Genomic DNA, 22009 nt, shown 5'->3' with positions numbered 1-22009 from the left:
TCACGATAGGTCAGGCCGGTAACCGGTCAGGACACCCGGTATCCGGTCGGTCCGGCGATCACGTTCAGCACATCTCCTTTCGGCGCACCGCACCGACGGTCGCATCCGGACCAGTGCTGTCGGTGTCCGCGCACGACCGTGCCTGCGTCGATCGCGTCGGTGAGATCGGCGCGGACGTCGGCATTCGACTTCTCGCATCCGGGAGAGCCGGTGCAGGCACTGGCATCGATCCAGGGTGAGTTCTCGTCGAAGATCAGACCCAACGGTGCGAGAACACGCACCACGGTGTCGGCCATGCCCTCGTCCAGATCGCACACCACGACGCTGCGCCAGGGGGTGAGGACCAATGGTCTGTCGATCGCCGCCAAGAACTCGGCGAGTCGGCCGTCCAACGTACCGAGGGCGAGCGCTCCGCCGAGCGCTACCCGGCCGTCGTCCTGCGGTAGCCAACCGACGGGGGGAGTCGAGGACGTCCCCACCTCGAGGCGGTTCGCGTCCGTCGGAGTCGAGCCGAGTGCCGCAAGCACTCGTTCGGGTCCGTCGTCGAGCTCGCTCAACCGCCATTCGGAAGTTCGCAGGTCCACGAACGCCTGAGCTGACGCCAGCAGTACGTCGACGACATCGCCTTCGCCAATGCGTACACCCGTGTCCCGACCCGCGAGAACCAGCGCGTAGTGGGCTTCCTCGTCCGCTGGATCGCCGGGAAGGTGGTGTTCGGGGGATACGGCTGCTGCCGCGAAATCCGGGCGCGCCGTGAGAACGTCGCCTCGGCCGTCGTCCAGTGCGAACAGTGTGCGGCCCGGAAGTTCGGCCAGTGCCGGCCGCGCACACAGGGCGGCGTCGAGTCGGCCGATCGAGTCGCGTACGTCTGCGATTCCCCCGACTCGACCGGTCAGTGGCGATGCGAGGATGTTGCGCACTCGTTCGTGCGTCGGCGACGGCAACAGACCCGCATCGGACAGCCGGCGTGCGAGCTCGTCTCCGTCGGACACAGCGCGAAATTGAACGTTGCCTCTCGACGTCAACTCCATCGAGCCGTTGCCCAGATCGGTCGCAGCGCCGGCCAGAACGAGCATCTGCGCTGGAGTGACCATTCCGCCCGGTAGGCGCACGCGAGCCAGCGAACCGTCGGCAGCCTGGTGCATGGACAGGGCGCCCGGGCATTTGTCCGGGACGGCTCGGGGATCGGTCGAACTCACTTCTTCAGGCTACAAGTGCATCTTGTTGGCGGCGCGGGAGCGTTCGCGCTGCTCGCGCATCTTCGCGTCGAACTCCGTACGCCACCGAGCACTGACGGTCAGACCACGCGTCCTGGCTTCCTCGACGCCGAGTTCGACCGGAAACCCGTAGGTGTCGTAGAGGACGAACAGTTCCTCCCCGGTGACGGGTCCGTCTGCCATTCTGGCCAGTTCCCGCAGCCCCCGACGCAGTGTCTGCCGAAAGGCCTTCTCCTCCTTGACGAGCACTGCGATGATCTCGTCGTGACGCCGGTCCACCTCGGGATACGCACTGCGGTACAACCCGGCGATCGTCGGGACCACGTCCTGCACGAAGTTCTGCTCCACGCCGAGGTCGAAAGCGAATCGAACGGCGCGCCGAATCAACCGGCGCATCACGTACCCCTGCTCCTTGTTGCCGGGACGCACGCCGTCCACTGCGAGAAACACGGCACCGCGCAGGTGATCGGCCACCACCCGCATGGCCGCGGTGTGGGAGGCGTACGTCGCACCGGTCAGAGCTTCCAATTTTTCGACTATCGGCCACAGCAGAGAGCTACGGAACACGTCGGGACTGTCGATCGCCGCGGCCGCGATGCGTTCGAGTCCACCTCCGTAATCGACGTTGCGGCGCGGCAGCGTGTCGAATCCGTCCGGGGTCCGCACGTACTGCATGAACACCGAGTTGCCGAGTTCGATGTAGCGCCCGCAATCGCAGTTCTGGTGGCAGAACTCGCCGTATGCAGTGTCGTGAGGAACGTCGGGATAGAGGTAGAACACCTCGGAATCCGGGCCGCCGGGTTCCCCGACCGGCATCGCATCGGCCGAGCCCGCGCGGCACCACCAGTTCTTCGCGCCGTAGAACGCGATCCTGGCCCCGTTGCTACCGACTCGGCCGCCGTGTTCCTCCGTGCCGAGATCGACACGACCCGCGTCGATGCCCGCTGCGGCGAACATCGACATCCACACGTCGGCGCTCTCGGTGTCCTTCGGTATCGAATACCGCTCGTCGCCGGCGAAACACGACACGAAGATCCGGGCGGGATCGAGGCCGACGACACCGGTGAGGAACTCCCAGAACCACGGAATCTGCTGTTCCTTGAAGTAGTCGCCGAGACTCCAGTTGCCGAGCATCTCGAAGAACGTCGTGTGCCGGTTGTCGCCGACCTCTTCGATGTCCTGCACGCGAACGCACGGCTGACTGTCGGTCAGACGCGTCCCCTCGGGGTGCTCGGCCCCCAGTAGATAGGGGAGTAGCTGCTGCATACCGCTGCCGTTGAACAGGGTCGTCGGGTCGCCCACGGGCACCAGCGACGCTCGTTCGATCGCCCGATGGCCACGGTCGGCGAAGAACTGCAGGTACGCGCTGCGTATGTCCCGTGCATCCATCGTTCGATGCTACGAGCGAACGGGTGGACACGGCAGCGGATTCACTTCGGTAGCATTCCCCACCAGAAGGCTTCGGCCGAGAGGAAATCCGGTGCAAGTCCGGTGCGGTCGCGCCACTGTCACAGCCAGACCCTCTCCGAAGCTGCCACGTAGAACGACCAGGGGCGCGAAAACCCCAGGAGGGTGTTACCCGTGATCTTGTTGCTGTCCACGTCGGATACCGATCTGCTGTCGGCGCGCGCCAGCGGGGTCGACTACCGGTGGGGCAACCCGTCACGGCTCCTCGCCGGCGACGTCCCGATCCTGGCCGACGGCGCAGATCTGATCGTGCTCCGCATCCTCGGATCGAAGAGATCGTGGGAAGAAGGCGTGGACGCAGTCCTCGCGACTGGACTCCCGGTCGTCGTTCTCGGCGGCGAACAGGCACCCGACGCCGAACTCATGGAACTGTCCACCGTTCCCGGCAACGTCGCCGCGCAGGCCCACAACTACCTCGCCGAAGGCGGGCGGGACAACCTCGCACAGCTCTTCGCATTTCTCTCCGACACCGTGCTGCTGACCGGACACGGATTCGCGGCGCCGATGCACACCCCCACCTGGGGCACCCTCGACCGGCAACCCAGCCACGACACAAATTCAAGTCCTGTCTCTCCTGGTCACTCCGCAGGCTCCGCTCCTGTCTCTCCTGGTCACTCCGCAGGCTCCGCTCCTGTCGTTGCGATCTTGTACTACCGCGCCCAGCATCTCGCCGGGAACACGGCGTACATCGAAGCTCTGAGCGCGGCTGTCGAAGCCAAGGGTGGCCGCGCGCTTCCCATCTTCTGCGCGTCGTTGCGCACCGCCGCCCCCGCGCTGCTCGACACTCTGAAGTCCGCCGACGCGATGATCGTGACCGTGTTGGCGGCCGGCGGCACCAAACCCGCAGGTGCGTCGGCAGGCGGAGACGACGAGGCGTGGGACGTCGCCAAACTCGCCGCCCTCGACGTTCCCATTCTGCAAGGACTGTGTCTGACGAGCAGTCGCGCGACGTGGGAGGAGAACGACGACGGCCTCTCGCCGCTCGACGTCGCCACCCAGGTGGCCGTTCCCGAGTTCGACGGCCGACTCATCACCGTTCCGTTCTCGTTCAAGGAGATCGACGACGACGGGCTCACCACGTACGTTCCCGATCACGAACGAGCGGCGCGCGTCGCGGGTATCGCCGTACGTCACGCGAGGCTTCGCCATATCCCGGCGGCGGACCGGCGGATCGCGCTGATGTTCTCGGCGTACCCGACCAAGCACGCCCGGATCGGCAATGCCGTCGGCCTCGACACTCCGGCCAGTGCGATCGCCTTGATGTCCGAGATGCGGACCGCAGGTTACGATCTGGGTCCACTGGACGGTCCCGACTCCATTCCGGGTCTCGCAGCGCGTGACGGTGACGCTCTGATCCACGCGCTGATCGCGCGCGGCGGTCAGGATCCGGACTGGCTCACCTCCGAGCAGCTCGAGGGCAACCCCATCCGTATCTCGGCCGCGCAGTACCGGACGTGGTTCGAGGAACTACCCGAGGATCTCACGTCGGCAGTCGAGGAACATTGGGGTCCCGCTCCGGGCGAGATGTACGTGGACCGGTCGGTCGATCCCGAAGGCGAGATCGTCATTGCCGCAATGCAGTTCGGCAACGTCGTCATCATGGTTCAGCCGCCTCGTGGATTCGGGGAGAAGCCTGTTGCCATCTACCACGACCCGGACCTGCCTCCGAGCCATCACTATCTGGCGGCGTATCGCTGGATTCAGGCCTCCGCGGAGAACGGCGGATTCGGAGCCGACGCGATGGTGCACCTCGGCAAGCACGGCAACCTCGAATGGCTACCCGGGAAGACACTCGGCATGTCCGCCTCCTGCGGAACCGACGCAGCTCTCGGCGACCTCCCGCTGATCTACCCCTTTCTCGTCAACGATCCGGGCGAGGGCACTCAGGCGAAGCGGCGTGCGCACGCCACCCTCGTCGACCATCTGATTCCTCCGATGGCCCGCGCGGAAAGCTACGGCGACATCTCACGTCTCGAGCAACTGCTCGACGAGCACGCGAACATCTCGGCGCTGGATCCAGCGAAGTTGCCTGCGATTCGCCAGCAGATCTGGACGCTCATGACGGCCGCTCAGATGCACCACGATCTGGGGCTCGAGGAACGACCCGACGAAGAAGTGTTCGACGACATGCTCCTGCATGTCGATGGGTGGCTGTGCGAGATCAAGGACGTGCAGATTCGCGACGGTCTCCACGTGCTCGGTTCCGAACCCGTCGGCGACGCCGAGGTCGAGCTCGTGCTGGCCATGCTCCGCGCCCGTCAGATGTGGGGCGGTGAGCAGTCGGTTCCCGGCTTGCGCGAGGCTCTCGGCCTCAGCGAGGACGGCGACGAGGAGCGCGTCCGGGTCGACGAGGTCGAGGCGATCGCTCACGGTTTGGTCGCGGCGATGCAGCTCACGCAGTGGGATCCCTCCCGAGCCGAGGAAGTCGCCGGGGAGCACGGCCACACGGTCGCCGAGATCCTCAAGTTCGCCGCGGCCGAGGTGGTCCCGCGTCTGCGCGGTACCTCGCGCGAGATCGAGCAGGTTCTGCACGCCCTCGACGGTGGATTCATCCCTGCGGGCCCCAGCGGTTCGCCGTTGCGCGGCTTGATCAACGTGCTCCCCACCGGGCGCAACTTCTATTCGGTCGACCCCAAGGCCGTGCCGTCGAAGCTGGCCTGGGAAACCGGGCAGGCGATGGCGGAGTCGCTGCTGGCTCGGTACCGGAAGGATCACGGCGAGTGGCCGAAATCGGTCGGGTTGTCGGTGTGGGGCACGTCGGCGATGCGCACGTCGGGCGACGATGTGGCCGAGGTCTTCGCGCTCCTCGGTGTGTCGCCGGTGTGGGACGAAGCGTCGCGGCGTGTCACCACGCTTGCGGTCATCGACCTCGAAGAACTCGGTAGGCCGCGCATCGACGTGACCGTTCGCATCAGTGGGTTCTTCCGTGACGCCTTCCCACACGTTCTGGCGTTGCTCGACGACGCGGTTCGTCTGGTGGCTGCGTTGGACGAGCCGGCGGAGCAGAACTACGTACGTGCGCACGCGCAGGCGGACCTCGCCGAGCACGGTGACGAACGTCGTTCCACGACGCGCATTTTCGGTTCGAAGCCGGGCACCTACGGTGCAGGGCTGCTACAGCTGATCGACAGCAAGACCTGGCGGAGCGACGAGGATCTGGCCCAGGTCTACACGACCTGGGGTGGGTTCGCGTACGGACGCGGACTCGACGGCGTTCCTGCGTCGGACGACATGCGTACGGCGTACAAACGAATTGCCGTCGCTGCCAAGAACACCGACACGCGTGAGCACGACATCGCCGATTCCGACGACTACTTCCAGTACCACGGCGGCATGGTCGCCACCGTCCGCGCGCTGACGGGGAAGTCGCCCGAGGCATACATCGGCGACAGCACGCGGCCGGAATCGGTGCGGACCCGCACGTTGTCGGAGGAGACGGCACGCGTGTTCCGTGCACGCGTCGTCAACCCGCGGTGGCTGGAGGCGATGCGTCGGCACGGATACAAGGGCGCATTCGAAATGGCGGCGACCGTCGATTATCTGTTCGGGTACGACGCCACCACCGACGTCGTCGCGGACTGGATGTACGAGAAGCTGGCCGAGACGTACGTGTTGGACGAGCAGAATCAGAAGTTCATGCAGCAGTCCAACCCGTGGGCGCTGCACGGTATCGCCGAAAGGCTGCTCGAGGCCGTGGAACGCAAGATGTGGGCGGAACCGGACCAGCACATCCTCGATGGGTTGCGCCAGGTCTACCTGGAAACGGAAGGCGACCTCGAGGGCGAATAGCCGTATCCTGGTCGGCATGGCCACGTTCCAGGAGATCGCCGACGGCAAGTACGTGTCGCTCACCACGTTCAAGAAGGACGGCACGCCCGTCGCGACGCCGCTGTGGGGGGCGCGCGACGGCGACCGGCTGCTGGTGTGGACGACGACGGACTCGTGGAAGGTCAAGCGGATCAAGAGAAACGCGAAGGTGACGGTTGCGCCGTGCACTGCGCGTGGCAAGGTCGAAGGTGCGGCGGTGGACGGCGTCGCCGAGATCCTCGATGCGGCAGGTACCGAGCAGGCACGTGCGGCGATCGCGTCGAAGTACGGCATCCTCGGGTGGCTGACGGTGAAGGGCAGTTCACTGCGTCGTGGCAAATCGGGGACGGTCGGCATTTCCGTCGTCCCATCATGATCGGGTGAGATGCGGTGGTCATGGGGCGCCGTCGCGCTGATTCCACGCTGACCGGCCCGGTCGGGAGCGATACTGGCGCTCATGTCGGACTTCGGTGACGCAGACCTGGTACTTCTCGGCCGCATTCTGACGGTCGATCCGTCCTGTCCCACCGCCGAAGCCGTCGGTGTGAGAGGCGGCCGAATCGTGGCCGTCGGCTCTCGGTCCGAAACAGAACGTCTCGTCGGGCCCGCCACCCGGGTGATCGACGTCGGCGACGGATGCGTGCTGCCGGGGTTGGTCGAGGCCCACGGTCATCCGCTCATGGAAGCGTTGGTGCTCTCGGATCGGATGGTCGACATCCGCCCGGTGACGATGACCGATCCGACGCAAATCCTGGACGCGATACGGAGCGAAGTCGTCAGACGCGGTGACGACGGAGCGTTCCTCAGCGGCTGGGATGCACTGTTGCAGCACGGACTTCCCGATCCAACACTGGACTGGCTGGACTCGATCGCGCCGGCAACACCTCTGGTCGTTCTGCACAATTCCGGGCATCTCGCGTTCTTCAATTCGGCAGCAGCACGGAGCCTGGGTCTGGATCGAGACACCCCCGACCCCAAAGGCGCGGCGTACGGCCGAGACGTCGACGGCGAGCTGGACGGGACCGCGCGGGAGACCGGAGCGGTGTTTCCGCTCGTCGCGGGTGCGATGACCGCAGGGGGTTATCCGGCCATGCTTGCCGCTGAATGTGCACGGCTGAACCGTGCCGGCCTGACGACGTGTTCCGAGATGGCGTACGACCCGAAATTCGGGCCGCTGGTGGCCGGGTTCGAGGAATCCGGAGCGTTGACCGTCCGGCTCCGGACCTACGAGATGTCGAATCCGGCGATGACGGCGAGCACCGATCCTGGGGCTGGGGACGACATGATCAGGCACACCGGAATCAAGATCTGGGTGGACGGCTCGCCGTGGATCGGCAACATAGATCTGTCGTTCCCGTACCTGGACACCGACGCGACCCGCAGCATCGGCGTCGAACCCGGGTCCTGCGGACACGCCAACTACACCCGCGCACAACTGACCGAGATCGTCGACGCCTACTTCCCGCGCGGCTGGCCGATCGCGTGTCACGTGATGGGAGACAACGGGATCGACACGATTCTCGATGTCTACGACAGTGTGCTTCGCCGTCATCCTCGTTCCGATCACCGGCTGCGGCTCGAACACGTCGGCGCGATCCGGCAGGATCAGTTGAGGCGTGCTGTGGCTCTCGGTGTCACGTGCAGTCTGTTCGTCGATCAGATCCACTATTGGGGAGACGTCCTGGTGGACGGACTGTTCGGTCCCGAGCACGGTAGCCGTTGGATGCCTGCCGGGTCTGCCGTCGCAGCAGGCATGAGGATTTCGCTGCACAACGACCCGCCGGTCACACCAGAGGAACCGCTGCGCAACATCGCCGTGGCGGTGACCAGAACGACGCCCAGCGGATCGGTGTCCGCCCCGGAAGAGTGCCTGACGGTCGATCAGGCCATCCGCGCGCAGACCATCGATGCCGCCTGGCAGTTGTTCTCCGACGACGTCATCGGATCGATCGAGGTCGGCAAGTACGCGGACTTCGTCGTTCTGTCCGCCGACCCCCGTGACGTCCCACCGGAGACCATCGCGGACCTGGACGTTCTCGCGACCTATCTGGGCGGTGTGCAGGTGTACGACGGGTCCGCGTGACGCGTTGTCATTCGGTCGGATTCTGTCTGATTCCGATATGCGCAAGTGGGTACATGTAGATCGGCGGCCTGCGGACGACAAGGCAGGGCGGTGTCGGATAGAGGACGAACAACGGGTGGCAGAGGCCACCAGAGCGGAGAAGCACCGTGCCTATTGCAGCTACGGATTTCCACCATGTCCGACTCACGGTCAGCGACATCGACGTCTCGCGAAAGTTCTACGACGACGTGTTCGGTTTCGATGTGGCGTTCGAGTACGACCCGAATGCCGATGAGGAGACCAAGAAATCCCTGTGGTTTCTGTTCGGTGGAGTCATCTATCAGTTTCCCGGCGGATTGTTCGGTCTCCGTCCCGTCGCACCGGACGACGACAACTTCGACGCGGATCGTGCAGGGCTCGATCACCTGAGTTTCGGCGTGGACAGTCGTCAGGCGCTGCAGGATGCGGTGGACACTCTCGACCGATTGGGTATCGCGCACGAGGGAATCAAGAGCGGAGGCCCCGGCCTCGCGATCCTCGAGTTCCGCGACCCCGACAACATCGCACTCGAGGTCTCGGGACCGGCCGAGTAGGTGTCGACGACTACTGGGCCGCGCTGATACTACTGAGCAGCGCTGACCGAGGACATGTGAAAGTCCGGAATGCGCAACGGCGGCATCGCCGTTCGCGTGAACCAGTCCTTCCATTCCCGAGGTAGTGTCGGCGAACTGATGCCCGCTTGGCTTGCTCGTCGGAGCAGGTCGAGCGGGCTTTCGTTGAAACGGAAGTTGTTCGTCGATCCGACGACTTCGCCGTCCTCGACGAGGTACACGCCGTCTCGTGTCAAGCCGGTCAGCAGCAACGACGTGGGATCGACTTCGCGGATGTACCACAGAGTCGTCAGAAGCAGGCCACGTTCGGTGTCGGCGATCATGTCCTCCATGGACGTGACGCCACCGGTCAGGATCAAGTTGTCGCCGGGCACGGTCACCGGAGCCGAATACTCCTCGGCTGCGAAGCGCGGATAGGCGAGGGCGTTGATGACGCCGTGATCGATCCAGTCGACGCGTGAGGTCGGGAGACCGTTGTCGAACAGGGACACCGAGTCGTTGGACGATCCAGTTGCCAGAAACGGCGAGTACTCGAGTCCCTGTACAGCTGGATCGGAGAACAACGTCAGGTCGAGAGTGCCCAGTTTCTCGCCGATCCGAGTGCCACCCGCTCGCGACAAGGCGGTTCGTCCTTCCTGCGCGCCCCGCCCCTCCATCGTCCACATCAGATAGATCATCAGATCTGCGACTGCCGACGGGGGAAGGATCGTCTCGTACCGCCCTGCGGGGAGGTCGACGCGCGTCTCGGCCCAGTCGAGGCGCGTGGAGAGATCGGCCAGCAGTGAGTCCACCGCGACGTCGTCGAATCGCGTGGTTCCGGTGCCGACCCACGCGCTGGCGTCACCCCGTTTGCCGTTGATCTCGACCGATCCTGTCGGTTGGGTGTATCGGTTGCGAAGCCCGGTCGAACTTCCCAGCCACACCGTCTCCACCTGGTGGTGTGCGAATCCGTAGAGCTGGTCCGTGCCGTCGAACCCCGTCGACAGGTCCCCGGTGAGCGAACCGAACACATCGATGTTCGTTCGCTGCGACGGTGCCTCCCAGCCGTCCGGCACGCTCGTGCCCGTCAGAAGCGGCATCGAATCCTCGGCGACACCGGCCGCGCGTGCTGCTCGTTCCGATGCGGCGACGACGCCTGCGATGTCCGCGGGTTCGACCGACGTGGAGGACACGGTCGCGACGCGGGCGCCTGCGTCGGTGCGGACGATCGAGACAACAGTCCAGCGTCGAAGCGTCGAGATGCCGTTGGTGGTCATCGAGTTGCCTGCCCAGCGAAGCGAGGCTTCGCTGGAATCGGTGACGATCACGATCGTCTCGTCGACCGTCGCCGCGGTCAGTGCACGTTCGATAACCTCGTGTCCGGCGATCATCGGCCTGCCTCCGATCGAGTGTTGAGCACGTTGACTCCGCGGAACAGTGCAGCCGGACATCCGTGGCTGACCGCCGCCACTTGCCCGGGTTGTGCCTTGCCGCAGTTGAACGCACCGCCGAGCCGCCTCGTGGATTTGCCGCCGACCAGTTCCATCGAACCCCAGAAGTCGGTTGTCGTCGCCTGATACGCGACGTCGCGAACCTGGCCGTCGAGCCGGCCGTTCCGGATCCTGAAGAAGCGTTGGCCGGTGAACTGGAAGTTGTACCGCTGCATGTCGATGGACCAGGACTTGTCGCCGACGATGTAGATGCCGTCCTCGACTTCGGCTACGAGATCGTCGACTGTGCGGTCGATGTCGGGGTCCGGTCGAAGCGACACGTTGGCCATGCGTTGGATCGGTACGTGGTGCGGCGAGTCGGCGTACGAGCAGCCGTTCGAACGAGGCAGGCCGAGCCTGGGGGCGAACACGCGGTCGAGCTGGTAGCCGACGAGTACGCCGTCCTTGACCAGGTCCCACTGCTGCGCGGCGACGCCGTCGTCGTCGTATCCGATGCTTGCGAGTCCGTGCTGTTCGGTGCGATCCGCAGTGACGTGCATGTGGTCACTGCCGTACTTCAGCGTCCCCAACTTGTCCGGCGTGGCGAACGAAGTGCCCGCGTAGGCGGCCTCGTATCCGATGGCACGATCGTATTCGGTTGCATGGCCGATCGATTCGTGGATGGTGAGCCACAGGTTGGTCGGGTCGATGACCAGGTCCAGATTGCCGGGGGTGACCGTCGGAGACTTCACTTTCTCCGACAACCAGTAAGGAATCCGCTCCAGTTCGTCGGACCAGTCCCATGTGCTGCCGGCGCCGAGATACTCCCATCCGCGACTGGTGGGAGGTGCCAACGTACGCATCGTCTCGAACGCGCCTGCCTCGTGGTCGACCGTGGTGGCCTCGAACTGTGGGTGCAGGCGAATCCGCTGCTGGGTGATGGAGCTGCCGGCGAGATCGGCGTAGAACGTCTGCTCCTTGACCTGCAGGACGGACGCGGTGACGTGATCGATGCCCTCGGCGGTGCGGAGGGAATCCGAGTAGGCGGCGAGAAGCTCTACTTTCTCCGTCGTCGGGACCGAGAACGGATCGACGGTGTAGGGGGACACCCACGCCGCGTCGCGGTACACAGGTTCGTCGGCCAGTTCGACGGATTCGCGGTTGAGCGAGCGCAGTGCCCGTGCCACCGAGACTGCGGACTGCGCTGCGTGTGCGGCAGACGCTTCCGACAGCTCGGATTCGGAAGCGAACCCCCACGTTCCGTCGACGACCACACGGACCGCAAGACCGATCTCCGAACTGTCCACCGCCGACTGAACGATGCTGTCGCGCATGTTCAGTGACTGGGTGACCAACCGGTGGACTCGGAAGTCCGCGTGGGATGCCCCGGCTCGCCTCGCCGCGTCCAGTGCGGCACCGGCCAGTGCTTTCAGAGGGAGTTCGAGAAAATCCGCATCGACGGTGCGTGCGTGCGTGTGCGGAGGCAGGGTCACAGGGATGGAGATTAGCCGAACTGTTGCCATCCCAGGCGGACAACCATGCCGATCACCACCACCAACAGCACGATTCGGACGAAACCCGATCCCCTCGACAGTGCGGTCCTCGACCCGAGCAGCGCGCCGATCACATTGCACACGGCCATCGCAGCACCCAATTGCCACAGCACGTGGCCAGTGATCGCGAAGAAGGCCAAAGCGCCGACGTTGGAACCGAGGTTCAGCACTTTCGCCATCGCCGCACTGCGGACGAACTCGGTACCGAGCAGGGTGGCGAACGCGATGATGAAGAACGTGCCGGTGCCCGGTCCGAGGATTCCGTCGTAGAAGCCGAATGCACCCGCCGCCAGGAAGACCACCACGAGAAACTTGCGTCGACTCGGTGGATTGTGGGCTGCCACAGTGCCGATCGTCGGCCGCGCCGTCACCAGGATGGCGACTCCCACGAGGACGACCATGATGATCGGAATGAACAGGTCGCGGTCGATGAGAGAGACTGCGGCCGCACCGCATGCCGACGTGACGGCTGCGGCAAGGCCTGCAGGCGCCATCACTCGCCATTCGATCTTTATCTTGCGAGCGAAGGTGACGACGGCTGCGCACGTTCCGAACACTGCGGTCATCTTGTTCGTCGCCAAAGCGGCTTGTGCGGACAATCCAGGGGCGACGACGAGCAGTGCCGGAAGCAGAATGAGGCCGCCGCCTCCGACGACGGCATCGACCCACCCGGCGCTGAACGCGGCGACCATGAGCAATCCCCAGTCGGCAGCCGTCATACGGCAAACTCAATCACATGCGCAGATTCAGCCTGTGGCTCAGGGGCAAGCCCTTCGTCGCGGATTCTCTCCTGGCCTGCGCGTTGTTCCTGATGGACGCCATCGTGTTCGTCGGCTCGGCCACCGATGTGCAGTGGCCGTTGTTCGTGCTGGTAGCAGTGGCCGTGTCGGCTCCGGTGGCGTGGCGCAGGCGTCACCCGCGAACGGTGTCCGGAGCAGTACTGATCGTGTCCATCCTGAGTGTTCTGACCGGGCATGCGGTGGGGGACACAACCAGTCTGCATCCGTCGCTGCTCGCGCTTCCGATCATGCTGTACACGCTGGTGGCGTATGTCGGTCGGCGCGACGGTGCGATCTACCTCGTTGCCGTGGCGATCGACGGGGTGGTGTCGTTGGTCTTCCTGGATCAGGACCCGTTCACATCGATTCTGTTCACGGTGCTGATGTATGCGCTGGCCTGGCTGGCGGCAGAGTTCCTCGGCGCGCGGCGGGCCTACGACGAGGCGGTCGAGGCGAGGCTCGCCGTTGCGGAGTACGACCGTGATCGACGCGCGGAGGACGCGGTGGCGATGGAGCGCACACGGATCGCCCGAGAGTTACACGACGTGATCGCCCACGGAGTGAGCGTGATGGTCGTCCAAGCGGACGGTGCGTCGTATGCGATCCGCAAGGACCCCGAGCGTGCCGAGCAGGCAGTGGCGAACATTTCCGCGACGGGGCGCGCTGCTCTCGCCGAACTGCGGCGCACGGTTGCGCTGCTGCGCACCAACCCGCATGCGGACGACATGCCGATGTACGGCACTGCGGGCCTGGCGAAGGTGGTGGACATGATGTCGAGGGCCGGCTTGAACGTGGAGCTGGAACAGACCGGCAATCTCGACGACATCAGTCCGGCGATCAGCCTGGGTGTCCACCGGCTGGTCCAGGAATCGCTGACGAACGTGCTTCGGCACGGTGGACATGCCCCGAAGGCGTCGGTGTCGGTGGTCCGTCGCGACGAGGACGTGCTCGTCGAGATTCTCAACAGTGGTGTCGGTGCCCAGCCCATCGCCGTCGAAGGGACCGGAAACGGCTTGCTGGGTATGCGGGAGCGCGTCGCAGTTCTGCAGGGAACGCTGGAGGCGGGCAGGATTTCGGACGGTCGGTGGCGAGTTCGAGCGGAGCTACCGCTCGAGTGAAGATAGGTTGTGCAGGTGCCGATTTCCGTTCTCATCGTCGACGACCAGGAACTCATGCGTATGGGACTGACGATGGTGCTCGACGCGCAGGACGATATCGACGTCGTCGGTGAGGCCGCCGACGGCACAGCGGCGTTGGAGGCGGTGGCCGACTTGCAGCCCGACGTCGTTCTCATGGACGTTCGGATGCCCGGCATCGACGGTGTGGAGGCCACCGAGCAGATCACGTCCTCGGCGTCGCATTCGCGGGTGCTGGTGATGACGACTTTCGATCTGGACGAGCATGTGCTGGGCGCGATCCGTGCCGGTGCCAGCGGGTTCCTTCTCAAGGACACTCCACCGGACGATCTGGTGTCCGCCATTCGCAGCATCGCCGGGGGCGATGCCGTCGTCTCGCCCAAGGTCACCAAGCGGTTGCTGACGAGATTGGTCGCAGACGAGGCCACCCCGTTACGTGATCCCGCGATGCTCGACGCTCTGACGGACCGCGAGCGCGAAGTCCTCGAGCTGCTGGCGACGGGATTGTCGAACGCCGAGATCGCGCAGCGACTCAGCTTGTCCGAGGCGACGGTCAAGACCCACGTCGGTCGCATGTTCACGAAACTCGGTCTGCGTGACCGGGTGCAGGCTGTGGTCCTCGCCTACGAGACCGGACTCGTTCGTCCGGGGTCGTAGAGGCGCCCCGGTTTCTGATAAAAGACGAAGATCTCGCAGGGTTCGGGAGTATTCCAGACCACTTCGTTCGTTGTCGCTACAGGCAACGAAAGGAACGACGGTGTTTGCTCTCTTTCTTCTGTACGTGATCGTGGAGGTAGCGGCCCTGGTCGCAGTAGGAAGCGCCATCGGTGTGCTGTGGACCGTGCTGCTGTTGCTGGCGGGATCGGCTGTCGGCCTGATTCTGGTCCGGTCTCAGGGTCGACGGGTGATGGACGGCTTGCGCGCCGCCGGACGTGGTGAGCGCGCGCCCGGTGTCGCAGTCGCGGACGGTGTGCTGTTCGCCATAGGTGCAGTGGCTATGTTCGTGCCCGGTCTGGTGACGTCGCTCTTCGGCATCCTGCTCCTGTTGCCGTTCACGAGGTGGGCGCTGCGGCCGTTGGTCCTGCTCGCCGCCGCACGGTGGATGCCCACTGTCGCCGCGACCACGGCGCGGATGCGACCGACGGTCATCGACGGCGAGGTCGTCCCGGAATCGACGAGCCCGCGGCCGTCCGGTTTGATCATCGAAGCGCAGCCCCAGGATTTCCAGAAGCCGACTCGCTGAGGGCAGACTGGTCTGTCGTGAGTACCCAACTGCTCCTCGGTGGACGGATCTACAGCCCGACGGCACCCGACGCAACGGCGATGGCCGTCACCGACGGTGTCGTGACATGGACCGGCGAGGATCGCACCGGCAGAGCTCTGCATCCGGGAGCCGAGGAAATCGATCTCGCAGGCGCGTTCGTCGCGCCTGCGTTCGTCGATTCGCACGTGCACACGACGGCGCTCGGGTTGTCCGTCGTCGGACTGGATCTGACGGAAGCTGTGTCCCGGGCGGACTGCCTGGATCGAATCCGTCGGTATGTCGAGCGGACGTCCGACGACGTCGTGTGGGGACAAGGTTGGGATGATTCCGCGTGGAGCGATGGTGGTGCTCTGACGACTGCCGATCTGGATGCGATCGCGCCGGGCAGGAACGTGTATCTGTCGCGGATCGATGCACATTCGGCCGCCTGCTCGACGCCACTTCGAGCTGCGAGCGGCATCACCGGCTCGCAGTTGGGGTTCCACCCGCAGCAGCCCGTGACGGCAGACGCCCACCACGCGGTCCGGTCCACGGCGCGGGCGTTGATCGGATCGCCCCTGCGCGCCCGGGCCCGGCTTGCGGCGTTGAATCTGTATGCGGCCCAGGGTGTCTGCGCGGTCCACGAGTGTGCCGGCCCGGACATCTCGGGCTCGACCGACTTCGCCGAGTTGTCGGCTACGGAACACGGAGTCGAGGTGCGCGGCTACTGGGGCGAACTGGCCACCAGCGCCGAGCACGCCCGCGACCTGCTTTCGTCGACGGGCGCGGCCGCGCTGGGTGGAGACCTGTTCGTCGATGGATCCATCGGCTCCCACACTGCGTGGCTGACCGAGCCCTACGCCGATCACACCGGCACCGGCATCGCCTTTCAGGACGTCGAGTCCATCACCGCGCATCTGTCCGCGTGCACGGAAGCCGGCATTCAGGCAGGATTCCATGCGATCGGAGACGGCGCCGTCGCCGCAGTCACCTCGGCGTTGCTCCGGACCGCCGAGGTGTTCGGCGGTCCGGCGGTAGCTGCGCTCGGGCACCGGATCGAGCATCTCGAGATGGTGTCGGACGCTCAGGCGGACGTTCTCGCATCCCTCGGGGTCATCGCCAGCATGCAACCGGCCTTCGACGGGTTGTGGGGTGGTGACGATGCTTTGTATGCATCCAGACTCGGTGTGGACCGGGCGCGGGCGCTCAACCCGTTCGCGTCGCTCGCATCGAGAGGTGTGTCCCTCGCGTTCGGATCGGACGCCCCGGTGACGACCGTCGATCCGTGGGGCGTTCTCCGATGCGCAGTCGGACATCGCACACCCGGGAGCGCGGTGTCACCACGGGCGGCATTCTCGGCCGCCACCAGAGGTGCGTGGCGAGCAGGCGGAGTGCGCGACGGTCTGGCAGGCACGTTGCTTCCTGGCGCCCCCGCGAGCTACGCCGTCTGGGATGCCGACGAGCTGGTGGTACGAGCACCCGCCGATTCGGTTGCGCGGTGGTCGACCGATCCGAGGGCCGGAGTACCCCCGCTGCCGGCGCTCGATCCGCTGTCGCCGAGTCCTCGGTGCCTGCGCACGGTGCATCGCGGACGAGTGATCCATGAAGCGTGATCCGCGCGCGATCCTGCGCGTCGGTGTTTCCACCGTCATCGCCGCCGGGGCCGGCCTACTGCTGTTCGCGAGCTTTCCGCCTCGGCACCTGTGGTTCCTCGCCCCGGTCGGGATCGCGATCCTCGTCGGGGTCGTGCTGGGCATCGGATCACCGCATCGCCAGTCGAAGAAGGCCGGCTTCGGGTACGGGTTCGTGGCGGGCCTCGGCTTCTTCGTCCCGCTGCTTCCCTGGATCGGGGTGTACGTCGGGCCGTTACCGTGGTTGGCTCTCGCCGTCGCCGAGTCCGTGTTCATCGGAATCTTCGGCGTCCTGGCAGCTGTCCTCGCGAGGTCTCGGTGGTGGCCGTTGTCGATTGCGCTGGCGTGGAGTCTCGTCGAGTGGGCGCGATCGTCGTTTCCGTTCGGCGGATTTCCTTGGGGCAGGCTCGCGTTCGGCCAGCCGGACGGATTTCTGCTTCCATTGGCGAGTGTCGGTGGAGCGCCGCTGCTGAGTTTCGGTGTGGCGCTGACAGGGTGCGGAATCGCAGCGCTCGTGGCGTGCATCCTCGGGCCACGTTCGCGTGGCCGATGGGCGACCGCCACGGCTACCACCGTGGTCGCGTCGGTTGCCGCGCTCGCACTGTTACCGACTCTGGCGCCTGCTCAGGAGTCCGGTGACGAACGATCCATCACCGTAGCGGCCGTGCAGGGGAGTGTTCCTCGGTTGGGCCTGGACTTCAACGCGCAGCGACGAGCGGTGTTGGACAACCATGTCCGCGAGACGTTACGCCTGGCCGACGACGTGGCGGCGGGCAGAGCGGCCGCACCGGACATCGTCGTGTGGCCCGAGAACGCTTCGGACATAGATCCGTTGCGAAACGCGGACGCGGCGGCACTGATCACCGAGGCGTCGGAGGCCGTCGGTGCTCCGATTCTGGTCGGTTCCGTTCTGGTCAACGATGACCGGACCACCACCAATTCGGTCATCGCCTGGGACGGCGCCGACGGTCCGGGTGAACGTCACGACAAGAAGATCATTCAACCTTTCGGTGAGTACTTGCCCTACCGAAGTTTCTTTCGTTTGTTCTCCGAATATGCCGATCGTGCCGGGTATTTCGTGCCCGGCACAGGCAACGGTGTCGTCCATGCCGCAGACGTGGCGGTCGGAATCGCGACCTGTTACGAGGTGGCGTTCGACCGAGCGTTGACCGAGTCCGTTCGATCGGGTGCGGAGTTCATCGCAATCCCCACGAACAACGCGACCTTCGGTGACACCGAGATGACGTATCAGCAGTTGGCGATGTCCCGCATTCGCGCGGTCGAGCACGGCCGGGAGGTCGTTGTCGCCGCGACGAGCGGAATCAGTGCGACAGTGTCTCCCCGGGGCGACGTCCAACAAGCGAGCGATCTGTTCGTACCGGAGGTTCTCGTTCAACGTGTTGCTCTTCGGACCGACACGACGGTTGCCACCGCAGTAGGGCAGTGGCCGGAATATCTGCTGAGCGTGCTGGCCGGGGTGTTCGTGATCGGCGCTGCAGTGGTCAACCGAAAAAAGAACTCGATGTCCGAAAATGCACGATAAACAGGCTTGAATTCTGATACTCGCACGTAAACAGTTCTCGAGAATGTTGAACTGTCATTCGGACGGAGGATTCGTGGTCGGCCTGTTCGAGAGCGCGATTCGTGTAACGAATCGTGACGTAGGCTCGATTCTTCAATAGTGATCCGCTACAAAACCGGCGGGTTCTTATTGTATGTTTGTAGACCGCTGTGGTCCCTGGATCGCAACTGATCGTTGGCGCGCAATTCCCCACAATTGCGCGGTCGGTGACGTGTACGTACGGGAGGGGTCGTCGATGGTGTGTGCGTTGCTCGACTATCGAATTCAACTAATTGTTCCGAATCGATCCTCAGGCTCGTCGAGAGCCTCGAAAACCGTCATCGAGCCTTTTTTCGACTTCTTTCCGCACCCAATCCCGACCGTAGCGCGCAACGAACCAACTGTGAACGGTCGGGCAGGCGGATAGCCGTACCGATAGACCTGTACTCGACCAGGGCCCAGTTGCTGAACCACGCTCGGAACGGAAATGACTGTTGACTGCTAGTGCCTCGGCAACTGTCCCCGACAATTCTTCGCTGCGTTCGTCGTCTCTTTCGACGTCGACTCGGAAAGGTGTCTGAATGCGCGCCGCGGTCTCAGGCGAGTCCCATGGATCACTTCCTCCCGAGGGAGGTGCGTCGGAGCCGTTCCCGTTGTCGTCGGCTCAGCGTGGAATGTGGTTCGCGCAGCAGTTGGCGCCGTCGGTGCCCGTCTGCATCGCCCAGTACGTGGACTTGCGGGGCGACCTCGACCTGGAGTTGTTGAGGAAGTCGACGCGTCAGGCCGGTCACGAGTTTCAATCCGCCTTCATCCGTCTGTTCGAGGTCGATGGCGAACCGATGCAGGTGATCGATCACAGCATCGACGACTCGGTCGACTACCTCGATCTGCGGTCCGAGGACGATCCCATGACCGCGGCGAAGACGTGGATCGATCGCAACTACACCGCTCCGGTCGACGTGACCACCGATCGCCTGGTGGACGTCTGGATTCTCCACGTCGAGGACGACCGGTACCTCTGGTACAGCAAGATCCACCACGTTGCGCTCGACGGCTACGGCGCCATGACGATGGTGAACCGGACGGCGGAGCTCTACACCGCGGAGCAGGAAGGCAGGCAGCCACCACCGGCAAAAGCGGCCGAGCTGCAGAAGCTGTACCAGCTCGACCAGGAGTACCGTTCCTCCGGTCGATTCGAATCGGATCGCGATTACTGGATCGAACACGTCGGTCATGCGCGTGGTGGTGCTTCCCTCGCCAACACCCCCGGCGCGACTGTCGCGGCAAGCACACTGTCGAGCGAAGCGTTGCGCACCGAGATCGTCGACGCTCTCGAAGCATCGGACGCGACCAAGGGCGCGACGTCCGCGGCCGTCGTCATCGCCGCGTTCGCGTGCTACCTCGCCAGGGTCACCGGCCGCGAGGAGGTCCTCGTCAACATTCCAGTGTCGGCGAGAACCACGGCGTTGCTCCGTCGCTCGGGCGGCATGCTCGTCAACGTTGCACCGTTGTCGATTCGCGTGGATCCCGACGGCACCGTGGGCGACCTCGTCCAGCAGGTGCAGCTGGAACTGATGGGTGCGTTGCGCCACCAGAGATTCAGCCTCGAAGACATTCGGCGCGAACTCGCGACGCGCGGCCGGGACGCCGACCTCACGGGTCCGATGGTCAATGTGATGCTGTTCCACCAGCAGATCCAACTCGGTTCCATTGCAGGCGAATTCAATATCGTCACCTCCGGTCCGGTCGAGGACCTCCTGGTCAACATCTACCAGAGTGGTAGCCCGGCAAAGACGTTCGTGGACTTTCGCGGAAACCCGAATCGCTACGTCGACGAGGACCTCGTCCGTCACCACCGGACGTTCGTCGAGGTCGTCGACGCGTTCGTCGAAGCGAGCCCGCACGACGCGGTCGATACCGTTCATCAGCCGAGTGCGGACGTGGGAAGGATTCGGCGCGCCGAGCGTTCCGAACTCGACTACTGGACCTCGGTTCTCTCCGACGCGCCCAGCCCCGTCGGCTTCGCCGGTTTCGGCAGCGCAGAATCCGACGGGGAACGGACGGGCGCTCCGACGCGAAGGACAGCATCCGCGTCGATCGACGCCGCCACCCACCGGGGCCTGTTGTCGGCGGCCAACCACCAGAACGCCAGCGTGCTGGTGTCTGTTCACTCGGCGTTGGCCGTGCTGCTGTCACGACTGGCCGACGAAGCCGACATCTCGATCGGCGTGCGTACGCGATCGACCGACGGCAACGTGGTCGTCCTCCGCTCGGCGGTCGACGCAGCGGAGTCGTTCTCCGATCTCGGTGCTCGGCTGCGTGACATCGATTCGGCTGCACTGGCTCACGCGGGCGCCACGTTGGAGTCGGTCGGTGCGACGGTCAACTCGGCGGGGTCCACGAAAGCGGACTTGATCCGCGTACTTCTGTCGTTCGGAGTCGAGGACCTGGGCGACGATCTCGATGTGGTCGACGTCGTGATCACCGCGCACGAGACGTTCGATGCACTCGGCGTTCCCGCCGGTATGTCGATCCAGTTCGTCCATGATTCGGAAGCGGACGACAGCACGGCGCAGGCGCATGTCGACAGGCTCGTGACGTTGCTGCGCAGTGCGGCTACCGATCCGGCCGGTTCGGTCGGCGACGTCGATATTCTCACGGATGCCGAGCGGGCTGCGCTCGTCCCTGTCCGGGGTGTGTCGTCGGTGGACGGGCAGTTGTTGTCGGAGATCTTCGCCTCCGCGGTAGAAGCTGCGGGGGTGAGCGCCGAGGCTTTGGTGGTTGCGGGTTCGGGTGCACCCGTGACCTACGGAGAGCTGGATTCTCGGTCGTCTGCGTTGGCTGAATCGTTGGTCGCACGCGGTGTCGGTGTCGGTTCGTTCGTGGCCGTCGGATTGCGTCGGTCGGTGGAGTACGTCGTTGCTGTGTGGGCGGTGGCCAAGGCCGGCGGTGCATTCGTACCGGTGGATCCGTCGTACCCGGTCGATCGACTTGCACACATGCTGTCGGATTCCGCTGTCACGGTAGGTGTGTCGACAACGGAGTACGTCGACGTGCTGACCGAAGCCGGATCCTCGGTGGACTGGGTGGTGCCGGACGAAACCACTGTCGCTGTCGTAGACCATGTTTCCGGTCCGACCGAGTCGAGTCCCGTTCCGTCGCTGGACGATGCGGCGTACCTGATCTACACCTCGGGATCGACAGGTGTGCCGAAGGGCGTGGTGGTCACGCACCGCGGACTCGGCGACTTCGTCGAGGAGGAGCGGACCCGCTTCCGGGTCACCACCGACTCGCGTGTTCTCGCGTTCGCGTCGACGAGCTTCGATGCCTCGGTGCTCGAATTGCTGCTGGCGTTCGGCGGCGCCGGCACGCTGGTGATTGCGCCGACGGATGTGTACGGCGGCTCCGAGTTGGCTGCGGTGTTGTCGGGGGAGTCGGTGACCCATGCGTTCGTGACGCCTGCGGCGTTGGCTTCGGTGGATCCCGCTGGACTGGACGATCTGCAGGTCGTGGTGACCGGTGGCGACGCCGCC

15 protein-coding genes and 1 riboswitch are annotated in these 22009 nt (G+C 64.9%); of the genes, 10 read left to right on the top strand and 5 right to left on the bottom strand.

Going from position 1 to position 22009, the window contains the following annotated elements; genetic code table 11:
* Nucleotides 1-26: 26 nt before the first annotated feature.
* Nucleotides 27-1199: a precorrin-3B synthase gene (cobG, locus tag CH293_RS23305; protein ID WP_255122965.1), complete on the bottom strand. Its 1173-nt coding sequence runs from the start codon at nt 1197-1199 to the stop codon at nt 27-29.
* Nucleotides 1200-1208: 9 nt separating this feature from the next.
* Entirely contained in the window at nt 1209-2606 is a 1398-nt protein-coding gene (locus tag CH293_RS23300; protein ID WP_094721624.1) for an alanine--tRNA ligase-related protein, read from the bottom strand.
* A 69-nt stretch (nt 2607-2675) separates the two neighbouring features.
* A riboswitch (adenosylcobalamin-variant (AdoCbl-variant) riboswitch) is annotated at nt 2676-2797 on the top strand.
* A 1-nt stretch (nt 2798) separates the two neighbouring features.
* On the opposite strand from CH293_RS23300, the gene cobN reads away from it, so the two are divergent.
* The 4 genes from cobN (at nt 2799) to CH293_RS23280 (ending at nt 9146) form a co-directional block, all read left to right on the top strand.
* On the top strand, nt 2799-6473 hold the full coding sequence (gene cobN / locus CH293_RS23295) for a cobaltochelatase subunit CobN (RefSeq protein WP_094721623.1): 3675 nt from the start codon (nt 2799-2801) through the stop codon (nt 6471-6473).
* 16 nt (nt 6474-6489) lie between these two features.
* Nucleotides 6490-6867, top strand: a complete 378-nt coding sequence (locus CH293_RS23290; RefSeq protein WP_020110055.1) for a PPOX class F420-dependent oxidoreductase — start codon at nt 6490-6492, stop codon at nt 6865-6867.
* 81 nt (nt 6868-6948) lie between these two features.
* Entirely contained in the window at nt 6949-8574 is a 1626-nt protein-coding gene (locus CH293_RS23285; protein ID WP_037113450.1) for an amidohydrolase, read from the top strand.
* A 146-nt stretch (nt 8575-8720) separates the two neighbouring features.
* Complete coding sequence (locus CH293_RS23280; RefSeq protein WP_019666244.1) at nt 8721-9146, top strand: VOC family protein; 426 nt, start codon at nt 8721-8723, stop codon at nt 9144-9146.
* A 29-nt stretch (nt 9147-9175) separates the two neighbouring features.
* Here the strand turns inward: CH293_RS23280 and CH293_RS23275 are convergent, their stop codons facing one another.
* Genes CH293_RS23275 through CH293_RS23265 form a run of 3 tightly spaced genes read right to left on the bottom strand, consistent with a single transcriptional unit; the run spans nt 9176 to nt 12845 of the window.
* The gene (locus CH293_RS23275; RefSeq protein ID WP_094721622.1) at nt 9176-10534 is read right to left on the bottom strand and encodes a metallopeptidase TldD-related protein; all 1359 of its coding nucleotides are present in this window, start codon (nt 10532-10534) and stop codon (nt 9176-9178) included.
* Nucleotides 10531-12096, bottom strand: coding sequence for a TldD/PmbA family protein (locus CH293_RS23270; RefSeq protein WP_052059545.1), 1566 nt, complete (start codon nt 12094-12096; stop codon nt 10531-10533). Before CH293_RS23270 ends, CH293_RS23275 begins: the two co-directional genes overlap by 4 nt.
* Nucleotides 12078-12845, bottom strand: coding sequence for a TSUP family transporter (locus CH293_RS23265; RefSeq protein ID WP_020110051.1), 768 nt, complete (start codon nt 12843-12845; stop codon nt 12078-12080). Before CH293_RS23265 ends, CH293_RS23270 begins: the two co-directional genes overlap by 19 nt.
* A 17-nt stretch (nt 12846-12862) precedes the next feature.
* On the opposite strand from CH293_RS23265, the gene CH293_RS23260 reads away from it, so the two are divergent.
* The 6 genes from CH293_RS23260 to CH293_RS23235 all read left to right on the top strand — a co-directional run.
* A complete protein-coding gene (locus tag CH293_RS23260; RefSeq protein ID WP_094721621.1) occupies nt 12863-14023 on the top strand; it encodes a sensor histidine kinase in 1161 nt (386 codons plus the stop codon).
* Between the two features lie 15 nt (nt 14024-14038).
* A complete protein-coding gene (locus tag CH293_RS23255; protein WP_037113452.1) occupies nt 14039-14698 on the top strand; it encodes a response regulator transcription factor in 660 nt (219 codons plus the stop codon).
* Between the two features lie 100 nt (nt 14699-14798).
* Nucleotides 14799-15284: an FxsA family protein gene (locus tag CH293_RS23250; RefSeq protein ID WP_217900784.1), complete on the top strand. Its 486-nt coding sequence runs from the start codon at nt 14799-14801 to the stop codon at nt 15282-15284.
* 17 nt (nt 15285-15301) lie between these two features.
* Complete coding sequence (locus tag CH293_RS23245) at nt 15302-16897, top strand: amidohydrolase (RefSeq protein WP_094721620.1); 1596 nt, start codon at nt 15302-15304, stop codon at nt 16895-16897.
* A complete protein-coding gene (lnt, locus tag CH293_RS23240) occupies nt 16887-18458 on the top strand; it encodes an apolipoprotein N-acyltransferase (RefSeq protein WP_094721619.1) in 1572 nt (523 codons plus the stop codon). Before CH293_RS23245 ends, lnt begins: the two co-directional genes overlap by 11 nt.
* A 599-nt stretch (nt 18459-19057) precedes the next feature.
* Nucleotides 19058-22009, top strand: a 2952-nt coding sequence (locus CH293_RS23235; RefSeq protein ID WP_141217214.1) for a condensation domain-containing protein, incomplete at its 3' end; no start/stop codon positions are given.

This window comes from Rhodococcus sp. 14-2470-1b (assembly GCF_002259415.1).
Lineage (GTDB): Bacteria > Actinomycetota > Actinomycetes > Mycobacteriales > Mycobacteriaceae > Rhodococcoides.
The sequence above is the reverse complement of the archived record's forward strand: the minus strand, read 5'-3'. Positions and strand labels throughout refer to the sequence as shown.